Origin of the sequence: Anabaena azotica FACHB-119 (assembly GCF_014697625.1) — a bacterium.
Classification (GTDB): Bacteria; Cyanobacteriota; Cyanobacteriia; order Cyanobacteriales; family Nostocaceae; genus Trichormus; species Trichormus azoticus_A.
Map to the genome: position 1 here is coordinate 42,156 of NZ_JACJSG010000045.1, position 20,909 is coordinate 63,064.

General features: G+C 41.6%; 16 protein-coding genes. 9 read left to right on the forward strand and 7 right to left on the reverse strand.

What is annotated here, in order from left to right:
- Positions 1-648: 648 nt before the first annotated feature.
- From H6G83_RS26585 to petJ, 3 genes are all read left to right on the forward strand, one after another.
- A complete protein-coding gene (locus H6G83_RS26585) occupies positions 649-1,824 on the forward strand; it encodes an RpoD/SigA family RNA polymerase sigma factor (protein WP_190477623.1) in 1,176 nt (391 codons plus the stop codon).
- 184 nt (positions 1,825-2,008) lie between these two features.
- Positions 2,009-2,497: a GNAT family N-acetyltransferase gene (locus H6G83_RS26590; protein WP_190477625.1), complete on the forward strand. Its 489-nt coding sequence runs from the start codon at positions 2,009-2,011 to the stop codon at positions 2,495-2,497.
- Positions 2,498-3,069: 572 nt separating this feature from the next.
- A complete protein-coding gene (gene petJ, locus H6G83_RS26595; protein WP_190477627.1) occupies positions 3,070-3,405 on the forward strand; it encodes a cytochrome c6 PetJ in 336 nt (111 codons plus the stop codon).
- Between the two features lie 204 nt (positions 3,406-3,609).
- Here the strand turns inward: petJ and H6G83_RS26600 are convergent, their stop codons facing one another.
- Together H6G83_RS26600 and H6G83_RS26605 are read right to left on the reverse strand one after the other, a co-directional pair.
- Positions 3,610-4,404 (reverse strand): LmeA family phospholipid-binding protein, encoded by a 795-nt coding sequence (locus H6G83_RS26600; protein WP_190477629.1) that lies wholly within the window; start codon positions 4,402-4,404, stop codon positions 3,610-3,612.
- A 319-nt stretch (positions 4,405-4,723) separates the two neighbouring features.
- Positions 4,724-5,218: a pentapeptide repeat-containing protein gene (locus H6G83_RS26605; RefSeq protein ID WP_190477631.1), complete on the reverse strand. Its 495-nt coding sequence runs from the start codon at positions 5,216-5,218 to the stop codon at positions 4,724-4,726.
- 435 nt (positions 5,219-5,653) lie between these two features.
- Between H6G83_RS26605 and H6G83_RS26610 the strand changes: the two genes are divergently transcribed.
- The 4 genes from H6G83_RS26610 (at position 5,654) to gcvP (ending at position 12,059) form a co-directional block, all read left to right on the forward strand.
- The gene (locus H6G83_RS26610; protein ID WP_190477633.1) at positions 5,654-6,904 is read left to right on the forward strand and encodes an RNA-guided endonuclease InsQ/TnpB family protein; all 1,251 of its coding nucleotides are present in this window, start codon (positions 5,654-5,656) and stop codon (positions 6,902-6,904) included.
- Between the two features lie 55 nt (positions 6,905-6,959).
- On the forward strand, positions 6,960-8,087 hold the full coding sequence (gene gcvT, locus H6G83_RS26615) for a glycine cleavage system aminomethyltransferase GcvT (RefSeq protein WP_190477636.1): 1,128 nt from the start codon (positions 6,960-6,962) through the stop codon (positions 8,085-8,087).
- Between the two features lie 318 nt (positions 8,088-8,405).
- The gene (gene gcvH, locus H6G83_RS26620; RefSeq protein ID WP_190477638.1) at positions 8,406-8,798 is read left to right on the forward strand and encodes a glycine cleavage system protein GcvH; all 393 of its coding nucleotides are present in this window, start codon (positions 8,406-8,408) and stop codon (positions 8,796-8,798) included.
- 264 nt (positions 8,799-9,062) lie between these two features.
- Positions 9,063-12,059: an aminomethyl-transferring glycine dehydrogenase gene (gene gcvP, locus H6G83_RS26625; protein ID WP_190477640.1), complete on the forward strand. Its 2,997-nt coding sequence runs from the start codon at positions 9,063-9,065 to the stop codon at positions 12,057-12,059.
- A 107-nt stretch (positions 12,060-12,166) separates the two neighbouring features.
- Here the strand turns inward: gcvP and namA are convergent, their stop codons facing one another.
- The 3 genes from namA to H6G83_RS26640 are packed head-to-tail and all read right to left on the reverse strand — an operon-like array spanning position 12,167 to position 14,036.
- Positions 12,167-13,234, reverse strand: coding sequence for an NADPH dehydrogenase NamA (namA, locus tag H6G83_RS26630; protein ID WP_190477641.1), 1,068 nt, complete (start codon positions 13,232-13,234; stop codon positions 12,167-12,169).
- 32 nt (positions 13,235-13,266) lie between these two features.
- A complete protein-coding gene (locus H6G83_RS26635; RefSeq protein WP_190477644.1) occupies positions 13,267-13,791 on the reverse strand; it encodes an MFS transporter in 525 nt (174 codons plus the stop codon).
- 56 nt (positions 13,792-13,847) lie between these two features.
- Complete coding sequence (locus H6G83_RS26640; RefSeq protein ID WP_190477646.1) at positions 13,848-14,036, reverse strand: hypothetical protein; 189 nt, start codon at positions 14,034-14,036, stop codon at positions 13,848-13,850.
- Between the two features lie 1,140 nt (positions 14,037-15,176).
- Here H6G83_RS26640 and H6G83_RS26645 point away from each other — a divergent pair.
- Complete coding sequence (locus H6G83_RS26645; protein WP_190477648.1) at positions 15,177-16,373, forward strand: acyl-CoA dehydrogenase family protein; 1,197 nt, start codon at positions 15,177-15,179, stop codon at positions 16,371-16,373.
- Between the two features lie 478 nt (positions 16,374-16,851).
- Positions 16,852-18,267, forward strand: coding sequence for an NHLP bacteriocin system secretion protein (locus H6G83_RS26650; RefSeq protein WP_190477650.1), 1,416 nt, complete (start codon positions 16,852-16,854; stop codon positions 18,265-18,267).
- A gap of 576 nt (positions 18,268-18,843) precedes the next feature.
- Here the strand turns inward: H6G83_RS26650 and H6G83_RS26655 are convergent.
- Both H6G83_RS26655 and H6G83_RS26660 read right to left on the reverse strand, forming a co-directional pair.
- A complete protein-coding gene (locus tag H6G83_RS26655; protein WP_190477652.1) occupies positions 18,844-19,791 on the reverse strand; it encodes a D-2-hydroxyacid dehydrogenase in 948 nt (315 codons plus the stop codon).
- A 272-nt stretch (positions 19,792-20,063) separates the two neighbouring features.
- Positions 20,064-20,834 carry an ATP-binding cassette domain-containing protein gene (locus H6G83_RS26660; protein ID WP_190477654.1) on the reverse strand — a complete coding sequence of 257 codons (771 nt, stop codon included), beginning with the start codon at positions 20,832-20,834 and terminating at the stop codon, positions 20,064-20,066.
- Positions 20,835-20,909: the final 75 nt, after the last annotated feature.

Below are 20,909 nucleotides of genomic sequence, written 5' to 3' on the forward strand. Positions count from 1 at the left end.
TACCTCTTATGTAATCTACTAGACAAATTTGACCCGACCATACGTGCAATAAATATTTGAAGACAACTATAAAAAATCAAACTAACTCCCTGGAAATTTATGAAATATTTTGTCTAGGTACTAAATAGGGAATAGCCTTTTTTCCGCCCATCGATAGATATTCATTTCTTTGTCTCTATGAGATGCTTTTATACAAATAATTTCTTGAAAATAGTAAATTGCCCAATTATTAGCATTCGGAAAAATTACTGAAGCTACTAATTAAGTCCAGACCAACAAATAATATGATTGCTCTCATGTCTCTCCCAGGGTAAAGCTAAAAAACTTTATAAAAGTATATAATTATTAAAGTTTAAGGAAGAATTTCTTTATATTTCTTTCCGATTGTTAAATAAAAGAGAGGTTGAGGGGGTTTGACAGATTAAATGATTAATAAAAAAATAAGCAATATATTTGTGGGAAACTGAGAAAATAAACTTTAGGTGCAATTTGAATATTCCAGAGAAGTTAAAGATAGCAGCTACATACTAGCAATTAATCGGAATTTCTAAAAATCGAATTACGGAAACTTGGATTCTGCCAATAAACAGGCACATCTTGAGTTAGGGAAACTACCAACTCTCAGTAGTTAATATCTATCATTAAATTATGTACCAAACAAAGCATGAATCCCTCAAGGAAACTATGAATATTGCTGAATTGGGAACAATGGAAATACTAGTGAATGCTGTCGAACATGAAGAGCATCCACTTGATAGCCTCGATATAGAACTAATCATAGAAGAAGAAGCCCCGGTAGTAGAAAATCTGGAAACAGACGAACGCGATGGGGATCAAATGGCAGCCGCTCGGCCTTCTGGGTATAATAAAACCGAGCATGATGACGCAGTAGGGGCATTTTTCAAAGAAATGGCCCGCTATCCCCTGCTAAAACCCGATGAAGAAGTGGAATTAGCCAGAAGAGTCAGATTTTTAGAAGAATTTAGAGATTTACAAGCTGCTTTACAATCACAATTGGGACAACAGCCAACAAAAGCGCAAATAGCGGCTGAGTTAGATATAACAGAAAAACAATTAGAAAATCGCTTGTATCAAGGTCGAGTAGCTAAAAGAAAAATGATTCGCTCGAACTTGAGATTGGTAGTATCAATTGCCAAACGATATCTCAATCGGGGAGTACCTTTTCTAGATTTAATTCAAGAAGGAGCAATGGGATTAAATCGGGCTACAGAAAAGTTTGATCCCGATAAAGGATACAAGTTTTCCACATACGCTTACTGGTGGATTAGACAAGCAATCACTAGAGCGATCGCCAATGATGCCAGAACAATTCGCCTCCCAATTCACATTGTAGAAAAACTCAACAAACTCAAAAAAGCCCAACGGGAACTCAAACAAAAATTCAGCCGCAACCCGACAGAAGCGGAAATGGCAGAAGCGTTGGAAATAACCGTCCCCCAACTACGCCAACTCCAACAACTCCGCCGACAAGCACTATCCTTAAATCATCGAGTCGGTAAAGAAGAAGATACCGAACTGATGGACTTATTAGAAGATGAAGATAACCTATCTCCAGAAGCAAAAATGAACGAAAACATGATGCGTCAGGAGATTTGGGAAGTCTTAGGTGATGTGCTTACCCCCAGAGAAAAAGACGTAATTTCTTTACGTTATGGTTTAACAACCAGCGAACCCTGCACCTTAGAAGAAGTCGGTAATATGTTCAACCTATCCCGCGAACGAGTCCGACAAATTCAAAGCAAAGCCATGCGGAAACTGCGCCGTCCTCACATAGCTAAACGGCTGAAGGGTTGGTTAATCTGAAGTACTGGGGACTGGGGACTGGGGAAGCCACACCCCAACCCACTGCCTCATTTATCGGCGGTTCATGATTCATAACTTGGAAGCTTTGCAACAAGTCTTATGGACTATGGACTATTGACTATGGACTATTGACTATTGACTATAAACTATGGACTAATGACTAATGACCAATGACTAATGACTAATGACTAATAATTTGACCTTGCGTTTTGCTGAACCTGCTGATAGTGAAACACTTTTTGGTTTAATCAAAGAATTGGCAGAGTATGAAAAATTAACTCATGCTGTAACTGGTAATGTTCTGGCACTGCAAGAGCATCTATTTGGTTCGCAAAAATACGTTGAAGCAATTTTAGCGGAAACCGCAGGTCAAGCTGTAGGTTTTGCCCTATTTTTTCATAACTACTCTACCTTCCTCACCAAGCCAGGAATTTATCTGGAAGATTTGTTCGTCCTGCCAGAATATCGCCGACAAGGCATTGGTAAAGCCCTCCTCACCAAATTAGCCCAAATCGCCGTCGAACGCGGTTGTGGGCGATTAGAGTGGAGTGTTCTCGACTGGAATGAATCAGCCCAAGCCTTTTACCGTCGCATGGGAGCATCAATATTAGATGATTGGCGAATTTGCCGCGTCACGGAAGAAGCAATTAGCCAAATAGCGCTTAATCAGTGAACAGTTATCAGTTATCAGTTATCAGTTATCAGTTATCAGTTATCAGTTATCAGTTATCAGTTATCAGTTATCAGTTATCAGTTATCAGTTATCAGTTATCAGTTATCAGTTAACATAACCTGATAACTGAAAATCAAGGGGTAGGGTGCGTCAGATGTGGAAAATCCTTGAATATGTACGAAATTATTGAGGCTGACGCACCCTAGTGGCACTTGGGGTAGGGTGCGTCAGATGCGGAAAATCCTTGAATAACGTGAGTTCGATGAACCTCTCCCTCCCAACCTCCCTCTCCTTTTAGGCGAGGGAGGAAAAACGAAAACCTCACCCCCAACCCCTCTCCTACGAGGAGAGGGGTTGGGGGTGAGGTCAAAACAACGCTTGTCGAACTCGCGTTGAATATGTACGAAATTATTGAGGCTGACGCACCCTACTGGCACTGATAACTGATAACTGTTCACTGATAACTGAAAATAAAGTTTGACAGCCTGTCTTTTGACGTAGGTAACGGCTCATTTGACAATATTGATGAAGATATTGGCCCAATAAAGCCTTATTTGCAGAGAGAACGCGAAATGAAAAAGATTTTTTCCTTAGTGCTGTTAGGCATAGCACTCTTCACTTTTGCCTTCAGCAAACCAGCATTGGCGGCAGATACTGTCAATGGCGCGAAAATATTTAGTGCTAATTGTGCTTCCTGTCATGCTGGTGGCAAGAATTTAGTTCAAGCCAACAAAAATCTGAAGAAAGATGCTTTGGAAAAGTACGGTATGTACTCAGCAGAAGCAATTATTGCTCAAGTCACCAATGGTAAAAACGCTATGCCAGCTTTCAAAGGTCGTCTAAAACCAGAACAAATTGAGGATGTAGCTGCTTATGTCCTAGAACAAGCAGATAAGGATTGGAAGTAGTCAGTTAACCTGACTTTTCACGTCATGTGGAAAAGTTAACGACAGACCTAACCCCCCAGCCCCCTTCCCTACAAGGGAAGGGGGAGCAATTAAAGCCTCTCTCCTTGTAGGGGAGAGGTTTGGAGAGGGGTCTTTTAGATCCCGTGAAAAGTCAGGTCAGTTAACAGTTATCAGTTATCAGTTAACTGACACATCCAGCCACGCTTAAGGACTACGCGGAATTCTTTCGATTTCTGCGTAGCCACTGAAAATTAACTTGTCTCCTTCAGTATCTAAACGATTGAGGCGCATTTTTACGCCGTCAAGGTCAAAACGGTCTAAATCGACCATATTATCTAAAATTTCTGCCAGTGCTAGGCTGAGGGTATTTGATATTTCTCGTTGCGTTTCGGGAATTGAGTCAAGTTCAACTACGGGATTTTTAAAAGAAATGCGGCGGCGCTTTTCTATAGCCACAGTTAGAGTCATGGTTATGGGTATGAGTTCACCAGTACCTAAATCTGCCTGAGCATTAATTTTCAGGCTATTTTGGGGCAGAAGTTGTACTTCTACGTCGGTAAAAGAGACTGGTTTCCCAGCAGATAACTCAGTTAAGGCAGGTACAGTTAAGTTAACTAGACGCTTCCGCACCAGTTCAGCTTTAAACGCTTTGTTGATCCCAGCTTCAGATAATATTACTTGAGCGATCGCCTGGGTTGGTTGTTTGAGATTTAATTTACCACTTAAAACAGCACTAAAGTCTATAGATACCGCATCAGTCTCAAAAGACATCTCCTCTACGACAAAATCTCTGCGAATAACTAAGCCTCGTCCACTCATTTTGAAGCTGTCAATACTACCTTGCAACAGCTTGCTGGAGGGAAAGCAACGCACAAAGACTTCTACTGACTCGCTTTGGGTAAACAAGTGGCGAATCGTTTGGCTGGCTACTGTATTGAGCATTCTTTCGCCCCAATCAGTGCCTTTAGGATCTTGGAAACCAGTAAGTCCGCCGAACATTTGCTTGTGGGTCTCTAGAAGTTCTTTGTAACTTTGTAACAAAATGTGAAGGTTTCAGCAACCCCTTGGTGATTGAATGTGCTGATATGCAGGCTTGAATTTTCTAATAAATTCAGACAAAAAGTAGCCAGCGCTACTTTTTATGGCGCTATTTTGAAATGTATAGCAGTCGAAGCATAGGTTAAGACAAGGATGAATCATAAAATCTTTATGCCAAGAGGCTTTTCAGCCTATCACCTGTCACCTGTCACCTGTCCCCTGCTATATTAATGAATTGTAATAAGGGAATCAGAAATTGTTGACATTCCCTTGAACCTAGTTACTTACAACCCAAAGACTCACGGGTATCAACCCCAGTTTTGGAATTGACTCCACTAGCTTTGGCACAGAGTTTTTTCACCTGTACTCCGTCCAAAACTGCATTAGTGAAATCCGCACCAGTAACATCTACATTATCAAAAGTAGAACGCAGCATCATAGCATCGGTGAAAACAGCATCACTTAAATCAGCATTTTTAAATCTTGCCAGATAAGCTATGCCGTTACTAAAATCTACACCATGCCAGTTTACTCCTTCCAACACAGTACCGTTAAACACGCCACCGCGTAAATCAGCATCGCTGAAGTTGGCATTTTCTAAATCCACGTTGGTAAATTCCTCACCAACTAAACTTTTACCAGCAAAATCCTTTGCTTGCACTGCATCCCCAGCCGAACGGGTGATACTGGAAGAACTCGCAGCTTGCGCCGACCCAGGGAACAGAAATAAAACCACAGCCAAAACGAGACTAGCTACTACTCGCCAATAATTCATAACGCTTTCTTAATAAATCTCAACATTACTCCATTATTAAACATCACTTTGAGTAATGAGTAGTAACTAGAGAGTAAGAAATTATTCCCTCTCACTGTCACCTGTCACCTGTCACCTGTCACCTGTCCTCAGTCTCCAGTCCCCTAAGAAATTTTTTCCTTCCCCACTCCCCACTCCCTATAAATGGAAACCATCACCTATTCCCGCAAGGAGGCTCCCGCTTACTCGTTCGCGTAGCGTCCCGAAGGGAAGAGAAGCGGTGAGAGGAATTGCGGGTTAAAAACGTAGCTTGCTTCCCGAAGGGTAACGCCTCCCAAATAATAACAACCGCAGGTTTTTGAAAGAGTGGAGGGAGTTGAGTTTTTAACAAATAAATCTTTGATACAACACGACTGTTTTGGTGTATTATAGTCACCCGTGATTAGGTCGCGCGTCATGGAACAAGTATTGACGCTAGTTTGCAAACTCAACCCCTCTAAAAAACAAGCAGAAGAAATCGAACTGGTACTGAAGGCTTGGAGTAATGCGTGTAATTACGCTAACAAGAAAGTTAAACCTCAGATAACCAGTAAGACCACTATTCAAAACATGGTCTATCACGAGCTTCGTGCTTTGTTTGGATTGAGTGCAAATTTAGCTGTTCGTGCTTGCGCCAGAGTTGGCGCTAATCGCAAAACTGCAAAACTTAAAGACAAACCAGTTAAAACTATAGCGCCAACATCGGCTGATTATGATGCCAGGATTTTCTCATTTAGAGAGAAAGACTGGACTGTTAGTTTGACTTTAATGAACGGTAGGGAACACATCAAGATTGATGCTGGTAATTATCAAAGAGGTAAATTAAAAGGTAGAAAACCGACATCAGCACAGTTATGTAAACATCGTGATGGTAACTACTATATCCACATTCAAATTAAAGACGATTCCCCAACACCAATCAAATCTAATAAAGTAATTGGTGTTGATTTTGGTCGTCGTGACATTGCTGTAACTAGCAATGGGGATAAGTGGGATGGAAAGAAAATCAATGATGTTAGAGACAAGTTTTCTAGAGTGAGAGCATCTCTCCAGCATACTGCCACGAAAGGCACAAGGTCTACTCGTCGTAGGGCAAGGCAGATTTTGAAACGGCTGTCAGGCAAGGAGAGAAGATTTCAACAATGGCTAAACCATAACATCAGCAAGTCTATAATTCAGTCCGCATTAAAAAATAATGCAGCAGTGGCAATTGAAGATTTAACGGGTATTCGTGAAAGAACCAATCAAAAGCCAAGAAATAAGACAGAACGTAGACGTTCTAACTCTTGGTCTTTTTTCCAATTGCGTTCTTTCTTGGAATACAAAGGTGTCCAATTTGGAGTAGAAATAATTGCTGTTCCTCCAGCTTGGACTAGTCTTACTTGCCATCAATGCCTACATATTGGAATGCGTTCTGACAAGCGTTTCAAATGTATTAATGAGGCTTGTTGTTGGAGTGGCGACGCTGATTTTAATGGAGCAAAAAACATTGCTACTATTGGGGCTGTTTTTGTGAGCCACTCCGTTGCGGGGGTTTCCCCCGTTAAAGGAAGTGGCGAACCCACAAGGGTAAACCAGCCTGGAGGCTCGAACTGTTTGTGTTGTGAACTCAGTACAGATAGTTCAGGGCTACTTAAAAGCCTACGCTCACCGCTTGCGGGAGCGTAGGTGGTTTACGTAGGATATTAGATGTTGAAATGCGATCGCATAAGCAAAACTATCTGTGGCTAATCAACAAGACACTGCCGAAATCTTAGCAAGAACCCCTTTGTATCAACTGGGTGTAGAACTCAAAGCACGCTTAACCAGCTTTGGTGGCTGGGAAATGCCGGTACAATTTAGCGGTATTACCCGTGAACACGAAGCCGTGAGAACTGCTGCGGGGATGTTTGACATTTCTCACATGGGCAAATTTACCCTCCAAGGTAAAAACCTCATTTCTCAACTACAGGCTTTAGTACCTTCAGACTTGAGTCGGTTGCAACCAGGTCAAGCCCAATACACAGTGTTGTTAAATCCGCAAGGGGGAATCATTGACGATATTATCATCTACTATCAAGGCGAAGACAGCACAGGCACACAACAGGCGTTTATTATCGTTAACGCAGCTACCACCAATAAAGACAAAGCATGGATATTGCAACACCTAGACCAAAATCAGGTGCAATTCCAAGACCTTTCCGCAACAAAAGTTTTAATTGCCCTCCAAGGGCCAAAAGCTATAGACTATCTCCAACCCTTGGTCAAAGAAGACTTACAACCAATTAAAGCCTTTGGTCATCTAGAGACAACAATACTAGATAAACCTGCTTTTATCGCCCGCACAGGTTATACCGGGGAAGATGGGTTTGAAGTTCTAGTAGACCCAGAAGTGGGCGTAGAATTGTGGCGTAATTTATACGATGCTGGTGTCATTCCTTGCGGCTTAGGTGCGAGAGACACCTTAAGGCTAGAAGCAGCGATGGCACTTTACGGACAAGACATCGACGATACAACCACCCCCCTAGAAGCTGGTTTAGGGTGGCTAGTTCATTTAGATACCAAAGGTGATTTTATCGGGCGGTCAGTTTTAGAACAACAAAAAGCCACAGGAGTAAAGCGCCGACTCATAGGTTTGCAAACCCAAGGAAGGAACATTGCCCGCCACGGCTACCAAGTCCTGTCAGAGGGTAAAGTAGTAGGCGAAGTTACAAGTGGGACTTTATCTCCCACACTTGGTTATCCCGTGGCTTTAGCCTACGTCGGAGCCAAACTAGCGAAAGTTGGTCAGCAGCTAGAAGTAGAAATACGGGGTAAAGCATACCCAGCAGTTGTAGTTAAACGTCCCTTTTATCGTTCAAGTAACAGGTGATAGGGGACAGGAAGTGCTGAAGCTGCTGGCTATCAAAATTTGATGATCTTCCATGCCCTAACCTATGTAGCAACTGCTATATAGGGAATAGTTGACTGTTAACTGTTGACCTATTAAATGTGTTGTAAGATACTCAATCACGGTATGGTGATTATTTCAATATGGTCTTACAGCAGATTGCAGGTGAATAAAGTACAAATTTTCTGTAAAAACTTATATAGAAGTAGAATTTCCACCCTGTCAAGAGTCCCCTATCACCTGTTCCCTGCTGTAATTACCTTTGGGACGCTAATTGTTTGAGATTAAAGAGGAAAAGAGATGTCGTCGTTTGAATACCCTCAAGATTTGCGATATTTGGATACTCATGAGTATGTGAGGCTAGATGGTGAAATTGCCACTATTGGCATTACAGAATTTGCTGTTGATCAGTTGGGTGATGTAGTGTTTTTAGAACTGCCAGAAATTGGTGACTTACTGACTAAAGGAGATACTTTTGGTTCAATTGAGTCAGTCAAAGCTGTGGAAGATTTGAATGCACCAGTAACCGGCACAGTCATAGAACGGAATGAGGCTTTGATTGAATCTCCCGAAGCAGTAGCCGATGATCCTTACGGTGAAGGATGGTTCTTAAAACTACGTGTCAATGACCCTGATGAAGTAAACGACGCTTTAACGGCAGATGAATATCGTGCTGAGGTAGAAGGCGAGTAGTAGGGGACTGGGGACTGGGGACTGGGGAAGGGGGAAGGGGGAAGGGGGAAAGGAAGAAGTCTTTGCTTTGTCACCTGTCACCTGTCACCTGTCACCTGTCACCTGTCACCTGTCACCTGTCACCTGTCACCTGTCACCTGTCAACTGATAACTGATAACTGATAACTGATAACTGCCTTGTTTATTGAAACTTGACAAATTATCCCTACGTTCTCTGGGGATTTGTTGCAGAATATGAAATAGTTACTTCTGGAGTTTAATTTAGTGGTATCGTATGCCCCTATTCCTCAGTCTAGCGATGAAGGTCGTGTTCATGAAAACCAACGCCAACAGCTAGACCAAGGGAAACAAGTTTTAAATACTTTTATACAAAGACATATAGGCCCGTCATCGGCAGATGTTCAACAAATGCTTGATGTATTGGGATTTTCAAGTCTAGATGACCTGATTAATAAAACAGTACCGTCAGTAATTCGGCTGGATAAAAAGCTACAGTTACCAGAGGCGCAAACTGAGTATGCAGCATTGGCAAAGTTAAAACAAATTGCCTCGAAAAATCAGGTATTTCGCTCATACATTGGTATGGGATATTACGATACCATCACCCCAGCAGTGATTGGGCGTAATATTTTGGAAAATCCAGGGTGGTACACAGCCTATACTCCCTATCAGCCAGAAATTGCCCAAGGGCGGCTAGAAGCGCTGCTAAATTTCCAAACCATGATTATCGACTTAACGGGGTTGGAAATTGCTAATGCTTCCCTACTTGATGAAGCGACAGCCGCCGCCGAAGCTATGAGTATGAGTTACGGGGTCAGCAAAAATAAGGCAAATGCTTATTTTGTCTCTCATGCTTGTCATCCCCAAACGATTGACGTTTTACAAACCAGGGCTAAACCCTTGGGGATTGAAATTATTATCGGGGATCATCAGAAGTTTGATTTTGCTCAACCAATTTTTGGTGCTGTCTTACAATACCCCGCCACTGATGGCACAGTCTACGACTACCGGGCTTTCATCGAAAAAGCCCACGCCCAAGGCGCATTGGTAACAGTAGCCGCAGACCCCTTAAGCTTAACTTTACTCACCCCTCCCGGTGAATTTGGTGCTGATATTGCCGTGGGGAGTACTCAACGCTTCGGTATTCCCTTGGGCTTTGGTGGGCCTCATGCGGCATACTTTGCTACCAAGGAAGAATACAAGCGGCAAGTTCCAGGGCGTATTGTCGGCGTATCCAAGGATGTCAACGGGAAAACAGCACTGCGTCTAGCTTTGCAAACCCGTGAACAACATATTCGCCGCGAAAAAGCTACGAGTAATATTTGTACAGCCCAGGTATTGCTGGCGGTGATGGCGAGTATGTACGCTGTATATCACGGGCCGGAGGGACTCAAGCAAATTGCTGAGAGGATACATCACTTGACTCTGGTTTTAGGAGAGTGGTTGCAGCGACTAGGTTATACAATTACTTCCCAATCTTTCTTTGATACATTGCAGGTGCAGTTGGGGGAAAAACCCCTCCCAGAAATTCTAGAAGCGGCTGAAGCTTACCGAATTAATCTGAGGATTGTTGATACATCGACGGTGGGAATATCCTTAGACGAAACTACAACAGTCGAAGATGTTAAGGATATATGCCGGATATTTGCGGGAACGGATGAGTTGCCATTTGTTTTAAATGTACAAGAGGTTGACTGGATAATTCAGCAATCATCTTTAAAAGATGAACGCTTTAGTCGTCAAAGCAGTTATCTGACGCATCCGGTCTTCAACCGTTATCACTCGGAAACGGAGTTACTGCGCTATCTGCACAAGCTGGAAACTAAGGATTTGTCTTTAACTACATCGATGATTCCTTTGGGTTCCTGTACGATGAAGTTAAACGCTACATCGGAAATGATTCCGGTAAGTTGGGAAGAATTTGGCAGAATACATCCTTTTGCACCACCTACCCAAACGCGGGGTTATCAAATTCTGTTCCAGCAACTTGAGGCTTGGCTGGCGGAAATTACTGGCTTTGCTGGGATTTCGCTACAACCTAATGCTGGTTCTCAAGGGGAATATGCGGGGCTGTTGGTAATTCGTCAATATCATGAAAGCCGGGGAGAAGCACACCGCAATGTGTGTTTAATTCCCACTTCTGCACATGGGACAAACCCAGCGAGTGCAGTAATGTGTGGGATGAAGGTTGTGGCTGTTGCCTGTGATAGTGAAGGTAATATTGATGTTGATGACCTCAAAGCTAAGGCGGAAAAACACAGCCATGAACTTGGGGCGTTGATGGTGACTTATCCTTCAACTCACGGTGTGTTTGAGGAAGCAATTCAAGAAATTTGTGCGGTTATTCACAGCCACGGCGGTCAAGTTTACATGGATGGGGCAAATATGAATGCCCAAGTGGGTATTTGCCGTCCAGGGGATATTGGCGCGGATGTTTGTCATTTGAATTTGCACAAAACTTTCTGTATTCCTCACGGTGGCGGTGGCCCTGGTATGGGGCCAATTGGTGTGGCTTCCCATCTTGTACCATTTTTACCTGGACATCCGGTGTTGGGGAGCCAGTCGCGTGCGGAGGTTCCCTCCGTTGAGCGAACTGGCGTGACTGGGGAAGATTCCCAAAATCTTGGGGCGATCGCAGCTGCGCCTTGGGGAAGTGCTAGTATTTTGGTGATTTCTTGGATGTATATTGCCATGATGGGGGCGGATGGGTTAACCCAAGCTACCAAAGTGGCAATTCTCAATGCTAATTACATCGCTAAGAAATTAGAGTCTTACTATCCGGTGTTGTACAAAGGGCAGAATGGTTTGGTTGCCCATGAATGTATTTTAGATTTGCGATCGCTCAAAAAATCCGCCAACATCGAAATCGATGATGTCGCCAAGCGTCTCATGGACTACGGTTTCCATGCCCCGACTGTCTCCTGGCCTGTAGCGGGTACAATCATGGTAGAACCCACAGAAAGCGAATCTCAGGTCGAATTAGACCGTTTCTGTGATGCCTTAATTGCTATTCGTCAAGAAATTGCCGAAATTGAAGCAGGTAAGGTAGATATTCAAGATAATGCCTTGAAAAACGCACCGCACACCGTGGAAAGCCTTCTTAGCGCCGAATGGCATCATCCTTATTCCCGTGAACAAGCCGCCTACCCCGCACCTTGGACAAGGGAGTATAAATTCTGGCCGACTGTCGGCAGAATTGATGCCGCTTTTGGGGACAGGAATTTTGTCTGTTCTTGTCTACCAATGGAAGCATATTCATAAGTCCTGAGTGCTGAGTCATGAGTGCTGAGTATCCTGAATCAGCACTCATGACTTACAATTACCAATTACCAATTACCAATTACCAATTACCAATTACCAATTACCAATTACAACCAAGCCCTATCATACTGAACTGGCCAGTGTTTCTCATGTCCTAATTGTTTAGCTGCCAAATGAGGCCAGTAAGGATTGCGGAGGAGTTCGCGCCCTAACAGAACTATATCAGCTACGCCATTACGAATAATTTGGTCAGCCTGTTCCGGGGTGGTAATTAAACCTACTGCACCTGTAGCAATATTAGCTTCTTGACGAATGCGTTCAGCAAACTGCGTTTGATATCCTGGTTTCACAGGGATATTAATACCCGGTATCGCCCCACCAGAGGAACAGTCTATTAAATCTACGCCTAATGATTTGAGTTTGTCGCTGATGGCAATACTTTGTTCAATATCCCATCCTTTATCTATCCAGTCGGTAGCAGAGAGGCGCACAAATAAGGGATAAGACTCAGGCCAAACTTCACGCACTCCCTCAACGACTTCTCGTAGGATGCGGGTACGGTTTTCCAAGCTACCGCCGTAATCATCTTGACGTTGGTTAACTAGGGGTGAGAGAAACTGATGTAATAAGTAACCGTGGGCTGCGTGAATTTCTACAACTTTGAAACCAGCTTGTAGCGATCGCTTGGCGGCTTCTACGAAGGCTTGCACAACTTGCTGGATACCTTCGATACTCAGTGCTTCGGGTACTGGGCTTTCTTTACCAAAGGCGATCGCACTACTGGAAACTACAGGTCGCCAACCTTCCTGAGACTCATCTAAAACTTTTCCCCCCTTACTAGGTTTGGCGGTGCTAGCTTTTCTCCCTGCATGGGCTAATTGAATACCCGCTACTGCACCAAAGTTATGAATCAAGCCCACAGTTTTCGCCAAAGCTTCTATATGTGCATCTGACCAAATTCCCAAATCTTGGGGACTAATACGCCCGCGCGGTTCCACAGCCGCCGCCTCTGTGATGACTAAACCCGCCCCACCCACAGCACGAGAAGCTAAATGAACCAAGTGCCAATCATTGGCCAAGCCATTGGTACTAGAATATTGACACATCGGTGACACGGCGATGCGGTTGCGAAAAGTTACTTCACGAATCCTCAATGGTTCAAATAAGTGTGTCATTGGTATTCTAACTATTAAAGCTAAGATTAACATCAAACCTGCGGCGATCGCATCCACCGCCAACCAAAATGTTCGCCAATTGCACCACTGACAGTCCTCGCTAATAGCACAATCAAAATCATGCCACTAACTAATGTGCCAATCACTTTCCCCCTTTCGGCTGAGGCTGTCATGTATGCAACTAAGGGCAGCAATAAATGCGCCACAATGCTACAAACACCTAAAGCCAAGCTAGCTATAGATAACCAAATCAAATTGGGAGATACAGCTTCGGCAACTAAAGCCCATGACAGCAAACCTAGCATGGTAGTAATTAAATTGCGGCGTTCCATTCTATCGTCTAAAGGAACTAGCAAAAGTAAGCTTGTTGCATAGCCAATTTGAGTCAAAAAAGGAATAAATCCTACTTGTTTGACGGGAATTTCTAAGCTACGTCCGATGTTTCCCAGTAGTGGTTGGTTGTAGTCAACATTAGCGATCGCTAACATTAAAACTGTACTACGCTTACTCAAGCTTTGGTTGCCAGTAGTCAGAGCTGTTTGCTCTTGGGAGTTCATTATGATGCGCCCTAATACCAATTACGCAATTTACAATTAGCAAATAACAAAGCTTTCTATTTCAGCTTTTTCTCACTTTGTTTCTTAACTGCTTCCTGTATCTCTTCACAATGGCATTCCCAAATATCTGCTTTCCTTTGTCCTTTATCGTTGTGTAAATGTAAATTTTCTGGTAATTGTGTATTCTGCCAACTTGCAGCATTTTCTATCCATAATAGTTCTCTTTCAATGTATCCAAAAAACATAATTGCCATCTCCTGTACTACAAATGTATGAGCTTTTATAGGATTCTTTCCTCTTAAAAATGTATTGATCTGGCTACTTATGCAATATATATATTTAACTTTTCAGTATCCTGTCAAATAAGGATTTATCCTGCTTTCTTAAACAAAAATTCTCTTTTCTTTAGCTTTCGCATTTGATGGCTTTTCTATATTTAAACTACTAGTAGTAATTACCAATAACTTTCACTTTTACGCCTTGAGTAAGTCTACTCATGTAGGCATATGATTGGCTGACTAACAAACTGAGCATCTCTATCGTCTAATCGTCGATTAAATTATGTTATTACTAGACATTTTTTAACAGTCAACAGTTGTAGGGGCGGGTTCATTGAGTAATTCATGGTAAAAACAAATATGTTCGTTAAACCCGCCCGTACTTAAATACGTTGGTGAAACACCACAACAATTGGTGGAAAGTGTTGGTGGGGGGTTTAAATCCCCCACCATAGGCCGTCAGCACTGATATCTGATTTAACAATTTATGACGGACAAGATTCTAGGACTTACATAAATGTCATAATCAAACTAACTCTAGGCTGCGTCAGTCCTAATAATTTCATACACAATCAAGGATTTTCCACATCTGACGCACCCTACCCCAAGTGCCAGTTGCGTAAGTTCTGGATTAGAAACACTCCTCTTAAAATATCTATATATTACATTAAGTCTATCAACTTACCGTATTATATAAATATCAGATTTGCACAGATTAAGAAAAAATACAAGAGGATATGAAAAATTAGTGATGGCGCTGAAAAAAATGTGATTTTGACTACAAAAACCTTCCTAAAAATAAAGGACAAGATTTCTCTTGTCCCCAAAAATAAAAATAGCAAATGGTGTGCCGAATAAATTTCGATGCTCCTGATGACCGATAACCAATGCGACACAAGCCCCTAGATTCATCTATGGGGTAAGGCGCTTGAAGAATAAATTCTCCGTCTTGATGTTATCATAATATTTGATACCACTAATACTAGTATCAAACCTGTTTGTCTACGAGTACAAAGTCAACCCAAAACCACAACAAATATCCGCCATCAATGAAGCAATTAGGACATTAATTTTGAATGCCCGAATTTTGCATTTTGAATTAAAAAAATGACACCTTTAGAACAGTTAGCAGCAAATACCCTAACTAGTAAAGAACGGGAAAGCACTACTATTTTTGAGCGAGTTGATGCTCTTGCTAAAGATTTTGCCACCCGTGCAGCAATACATGACAAAGAAGCTTCTTTTCCTTTCGAGAATTTTACAGCACTACATGAAGCTGGACTACTTAGCATAACTATTCCCCGTGAATTAGGTGGACAAGGGTGGGGGTTAGCTGATACTTGCAGAGTCATCGAAGGGATAGCCCGTGGTGATGCGTCAACAGCCCTAGTGTTGACAATGCACTATTTGCAACACGCTCATGCTTCCCGCCATCGTCGCTGGCATCCAGAAGTATACAAGCAATTGTGCCGCGAGTCTATAGAAGGTATTGCTTTGCTCAATGCTGCGCGTGTGGAACCAGAGTTAGGTACACCAGCTAGAGGTGGTTTACCAGCAACATTTGCCAAACGCACAGCCGATGGGTGGTTATTAACGGGTCATAAGCAGTACACCACGGGTAGCCCTATACTACGCTACTTTGTAGTTTGGGCGAGAACCATTGAGGACGAACCCCAAGTTGGTAGTTTTTTAGTTAAGCGCGACCTTCCAGGGTTGCGTATTGTGGAAACTTGGGATCACCTGGGGATGAGGGCTACAGGTAGCCATGATTTAATTTTAGAAAATGTCCTAGTTCCGCATGAGTATGCTTTAAATCTGAGTTTTGTATCGACAACCCAACCAATAGACCCATTAACCGCGACTTGGAACAGTTTAACTTTGAGTGCTTTGTATCATGGCGTAGCTACTAGCGCTCGTAACTGGCTAGTAGAATACCTGCATGAACGTACACCCTCTAATTTGGGGGAACCGTTAGCTAGCTTACCACGCTTTCAGATGGCGATCGGCGAAATAGAAGCTTTACTATTTGCTAACCGCAAAATAATTTACAGCTTGGCAAAAGATATTGATAACAATGAGTATGAGCCAAATGTAGGATTACAAGCACAAGCAGTTAAATATCTCACTACTAAAAATTCCCTTCGGGCTGTAGAAATTGGTTTGGAATTAACTGGAAATCCTGGTTTAATGAAAAAGAATCCTTTGGAAAGACATTATCGCGATGTTTTATGTAGTCGTATTCATACACCACAAAATGATGTGATTTGTCAGTCTTTGGGTAAGTCAGTTTTAAAAGTTAAATAATATCTACTTTGTGCCTTTGGGTTTAGTGATTTTAACCACAGAGGCACAGAGACACAGAGGTTAGAGAAGAAACTTATTGCACAAGTTTAGCCTTGTTATGCTACTTACGAGCAGCACTAGCTATACCAATAAAATATTCATACGCACCCTACTAACAGTCAATTTGGATAGTTGATTTTTTATTGCTTTTTAAAGACATTTAAAATAAAAAACGAAAAAAATGTAATTCAAAGTGAAAAATAAGCTATTGCGCTGAATACAAAAAACATTTTATCTAAATAAAAGTTTGCATGACATGACTTTTAGTTAAAAAATCTAAAAAATTGTAATTGCCAGTGAAAAATAAACTATTGCGCTGAACCCAGAAAATATTTTATTTAACTACTAGCTCAACTTGCTAGTTAGTTGAGATGTCATCTTCTCTTTACGGATAACTAGCAACTTATCTGGCTAACTTGCCTCTATCACTAGAATAGAAATGTCAAACCAAAAGCGCAGTATATTCGGCAAAGAATCACTAGAGCGTCTATCTTCCTCCGAAAAATTAAACCAGTTGATGCAGGTAGTCAAGCCTAAAAGTTGGCTACCTCTTTTTGCTTTAGGTTCCGTGGTAGGAGTTACTTTAACCTGGGGTATTTTCGGCACTATTCCCGTCACTATAGAAGGTCGTGGTGTCATCATTTATCCTACTGATATTGTCTCACTAGAATCACAAAGTGCTGGTCAATTGATGGTGCTTAATATCAAAGCTGGAGATGTGGTAAAAAAAGGTCAGATATTGGCAAGAATTGACCAAACTGAAATCCGCAAACAACTACAACAGCAACAAGCTAAATTAAAAGTAATAGAAACACAAAGGCAAAGTATAGAAGAGAAAAAAAGTAATATTTACTTACAAAGTCAGTATCTTCGGCAACGTATGGAAGAACTGCAATTAGTATCACCTCTACTACAAGTTGCAGGAAGCACTCCAGTTAGCCAACAGCGCCAAAGTTTACAACAACGCCTCCAGCAAACCCAAGCGCTAACTCCTATGTTTCAACGGAGAATGGAAACTCGTAGACAATTATTCCAAAAGGAAGGAGCGATTTCTGGTAATGAAGCTCTCGAAGCAGAACGGGAATATTTACAAAACTTAGAAAAAATTTCTGATTTTAAGTCTCAGTTAAATGATCTAAATTTCAAGGAAACTCAACAAGCAAAAGATTATCGGGAGAATTTGACAATTATTTCTAACCTACAAGCACAGTTGCAAAGATTAATTAGTGAACAAGCTTCTATCACTCAACAAGAATTAGAAACTGAAACTATCCGCAGAAAACAAATTCAAGATGTTCAGCGCGAGATTATCAGACTAGAAATGCTATTAAGCACTAATAGCCAGATTATTAGTCAACATAGTGGACGCATTTTAGAAGTTACTGCCACGCTGGGGCAGGTGGTGAGTCCAGGTTCTAGTTTAGCAACTATAGAAGCAGAAAATTCTCAAAGTAAGCTGGTTGGCGTTACTTATTTTCCTGTAAAAGAAGGAAGGAAAATTCAGCCAGGGATGTCAATTCAAATTACACCACAAAATGTTAAACACAATTTTGGGGGAATTTTGGGTACTGTTACTAATATTTCTAACTTGCCAATTACAAAAGCGGTGACTGTGAGTAAAGTAGGTAATCCAGAAATTATAGAGTCATTGCTAGGTCAAAAGCCCAAAGAACTGATTCAAGTAGTATCTGAATTAAACTTAGACCCCAATACACCAAGTGGTTATAAGTGGTCTTCTTCTCAAAGGCCAAATTTGCAAATTTCTTCGGGAACTACTACTGTTGTACGAGCTAAGGTGCAAGAACGCACACCGATCAGCTTGGTTTTGCCCATGTTGAGGTCTGATGTTGAATAAGATGATGTTTGTCAAGTAGAAAAGTATACTAATAATCCCTTTCCCAACTTCTAAGCGAAACGGCGAGAGGCTTTGCAACCCTATGTTTTTATAGGGAAGGGGATAAGCAAGCGGTTAGATTTTTCAGATTTTGATTTTAGCAATACTACTTTTCAAACATCCTCTAAGAGGTTATTTATAAAGTAAATATTTAAGTAGTAGTGGCGTGTCTAGACTAAACTTGTGCATTAGCAAAAAATCTATCATCTTGTTCATCTGCGTTCATCTGCGTTCATCTGCGTTCGATTTTTCCCACTCTAATACCAAGTTGTGTTTAAAGATATTTGTTTTGGCAGGCAAGGGAGCAACCCACCCCTAGCCCCTAAGAGGAGGGGAAAGAGAAGTAGCGCAGAGTAAGATACTATCTTTGACTGCAACTTAGTATAATGCTACATTTTAGAGTTGACACGCCACTACAATTTAAGGTTTACTTTATAAATTATCTCTAAAAAGATTATTTTTGTTTTAATTTTCAATTGTTGAACAGTTATCAATTATTAGTAACAAAAAGTTGATAACTGTTGACTTTCCACTGATTTAATATCCTGCTTGTTGATCTACGACATTGCGTAGAGGCTGACCTGTAATGTAGCGGTGAAAATTGTCAATAAAGAGTTCTATAGAGCGCTGTTTTACTTTTGGGGAATGACCGGAACAATGAGGTGTAATGAAAAGATTTGGCACTGTCCACAAGGGACTTTCAGGTGTTAGTGGTTCGTTGATAACTGTATCTAAGGCTGCACCAGCAATCCAACCTTCTGTGAGTGCCTTGATTAAGGCAGGTTCATCAACGATCGCACCACGCGCAATATTAATTAGATAAGCATGAGCAGGTAGCGATCGCAAAACATCCTCATCAATTAAACCTTTAGTTTCTGCTGTCAGGGGTGTAGCAATTACTACATAATCGGCTTCACCAAGATGCGATCGCCATTCATCTGCACCCACTACTTGATCAAAATTCGCCAGTGGTTGAGGTTGGCGGCGACTACCAATTATTCTAGTACCGAAGGCTTTAGCGCGAGCTGCGATCGCTTGTCCAATACCACCAGCACCGATAATTAACACAGTTACATCTGTTAATTCTTGAATAGCCAAGCCTCTTTGCCAACGACGCTCAGTTTGTAGAGCTTTTAATTCTAGCAACTGCTTGGCATGAGAGAGGATGTAAGCAATCACAAATTCAGCAATGGGAATTGCATGGACTCCCGCACCATTCGTCAGAATCAAATCACGTTCTAAATAACTAGGTGTTAAAAAATGGTTTACACCTGCATTTGGTGCATGATGCCAACGCAAATTAGGCGCAGATGCTAACACACTTTGTAGAACCGGAAGTTTGAGCAAGAACCAACTTAAATAAATTTCTGCATCACTCGCATCACCATCTAGCTTACCATCACTATCAACCAACACAACTTTTGTATCAGATGGTAAATGAGGCTCAATTTCCGCAGCAACCTCAATGGGCAAAATGAGTTTCATATGTACTTTCTCTTACTGACAGAGTTTTTTGATAAAAACTTTCTCAATTCATCTTGAAATATACAACTTTCTACCTCAAGCGTTGGACAACGCTCTGTTTACGCCAGAGTTAGTTGGCTAACGCACAAGCTCATACTAGCAAATTCTCTGTTCTAGAGAAATGCCTCATGTATAGCATTGGGATATATAGTATTCAGAAAACCCTAATAGCAAACAGCTTCTACTCTTCCCTGTCCTCTACTAATAGAATTAATGACATGACTTGCTGAGTTTTACTTACTCAATTGTAATAACTGCTTGTTGGTATAAGCTCTTTCCGTATTCATCACTTGTTCCAACACAGTTTCTCGAATATTGACAAACGCTTCACTACTTCTATTTCTAGGACGAGGCAGATTTACAGACAAATCTAAAGCAATTCCCCCAGCTTCAATAACTACTATTCTATCTGCCAGTGCTACAGCTTCATCAACATCGTGGGTAACTAAAAACGCTGTAAATCCTCGCTCTAGCCATAAATTTTCAATCAACTGCTGCATCTCTAGACGAGTTAGCGCATCTAAAGCACCTAGAGGTTCATCCAGCAATAACAATCTGGGCTGATTTACTAACGCTCTAGCTAAAGATACCCTTTGGCGTTGTCCTCCAGAAAGTACCGATGGCCATTCTTTAGCTCTATCTTTGAGTCCAACTTTCTCTAACGCCCACAAAGCTTTTTCTTGCCAATTATCATGTAAACCTAAACCCACATTATCAATTACACTTTTCCAAGGTAACAAGCGTGAGTCTTGAAACATCACTCGAATGGAATCGCCAAGCTTACGAAATGGCTGTCCATCTAATAAAATACCGCCACTGTTAGGTTTATCTAAACCTGAGACTAGACGTAGTAAAGTACTTTTACCGCAACCACTACGACCTACAATAGCAACAAACTCTCCAGGGACGACTTCTAAATTCAGAGAATTTAAAACAGTTTGTTTACCAAAAGATTTAGTTAAATCGAGAAGACTGAGTTGTGTACCTTTTCTAATTGCCACCATTTTCCAAAACTCCTATTTTGTCAATCAATGAAAGTCAAAGTTAAAAAAATAACTGAGGAGTCAGAAGGTTTTGAT

What these genes read in the sequence shown, in the direction of transcription:
- H6G83_RS26610 (WP_190477633.1), top strand. Translation starts at nt 5,654, where the DNA reads ATGGAACAAGTATTGACGCTAGTTTGCAAACTCAACCCCTCTAAAAAA.
- H6G83_RS26590 (WP_190477625.1), top strand. Translation starts at nt 2,009, where the DNA reads ATGACTAATAATTTGACCTTGCGTTTTGCTGAACCTGCTGATAGTGAA.
- H6G83_RS26645 (WP_190477648.1), top strand. Translation starts at nt 15,177, where the DNA reads ATGACACCTTTAGAACAGTTAGCAGCAAATACCCTAACTAGTAAAGAA.
- H6G83_RS26600 (WP_190477629.1), bottom strand. Translation starts at nt 4,404, where the DNA reads ATGTTCGGCGGACTTACTGGTTTCCAAGATCCTAAAGGCACTGATTGG.
- H6G83_RS26605 (WP_190477631.1), bottom strand. Translation starts at nt 5,218, where the DNA reads ATGAATTATTGGCGAGTAGTAGCTAGTCTCGTTTTGGCTGTGGTTTTA.
- petJ (WP_190477627.1), top strand. Translation starts at nt 3,070, where the DNA reads ATGAAAAAGATTTTTTCCTTAGTGCTGTTAGGCATAGCACTCTTCACT.
- H6G83_RS26640 (WP_190477646.1), bottom strand. Translation starts at nt 14,036, where the DNA reads ATGTTTTTTGGATACATTGAAAGAGAACTATTATGGATAGAAAATGCT.
- H6G83_RS26585 (WP_190477623.1), top strand. Translation starts at nt 649, where the DNA reads ATGTACCAAACAAAGCATGAATCCCTCAAGGAAACTATGAATATTGCT.
- gcvH (WP_190477638.1), top strand. Translation starts at nt 8,406, where the DNA reads ATGTCGTCGTTTGAATACCCTCAAGATTTGCGATATTTGGATACTCAT.
- H6G83_RS26635 (WP_190477644.1), bottom strand. Translation starts at nt 13,791, where the DNA reads ATGAACTCCCAAGAGCAAACAGCTCTGACTACTGGCAACCAAAGCTTG.
- H6G83_RS26650 (WP_190477650.1), top strand. Translation starts at nt 16,852, where the DNA reads ATGTCAAACCAAAAGCGCAGTATATTCGGCAAAGAATCACTAGAGCGT.
- H6G83_RS26655 (WP_190477652.1), bottom strand. Translation starts at nt 19,791, where the DNA reads ATGAAACTCATTTTGCCCATTGAGGTTGCTGCGGAAATTGAGCCTCAT.
- H6G83_RS26660 (WP_190477654.1), bottom strand. Translation starts at nt 20,834, where the DNA reads ATGGTGGCAATTAGAAAAGGTACACAACTCAGTCTTCTCGATTTAACT.
- namA (WP_190477641.1), bottom strand. Translation starts at nt 13,234, where the DNA reads ATGACACACTTATTTGAACCATTGAGGATTCGTGAAGTAACTTTTCGC.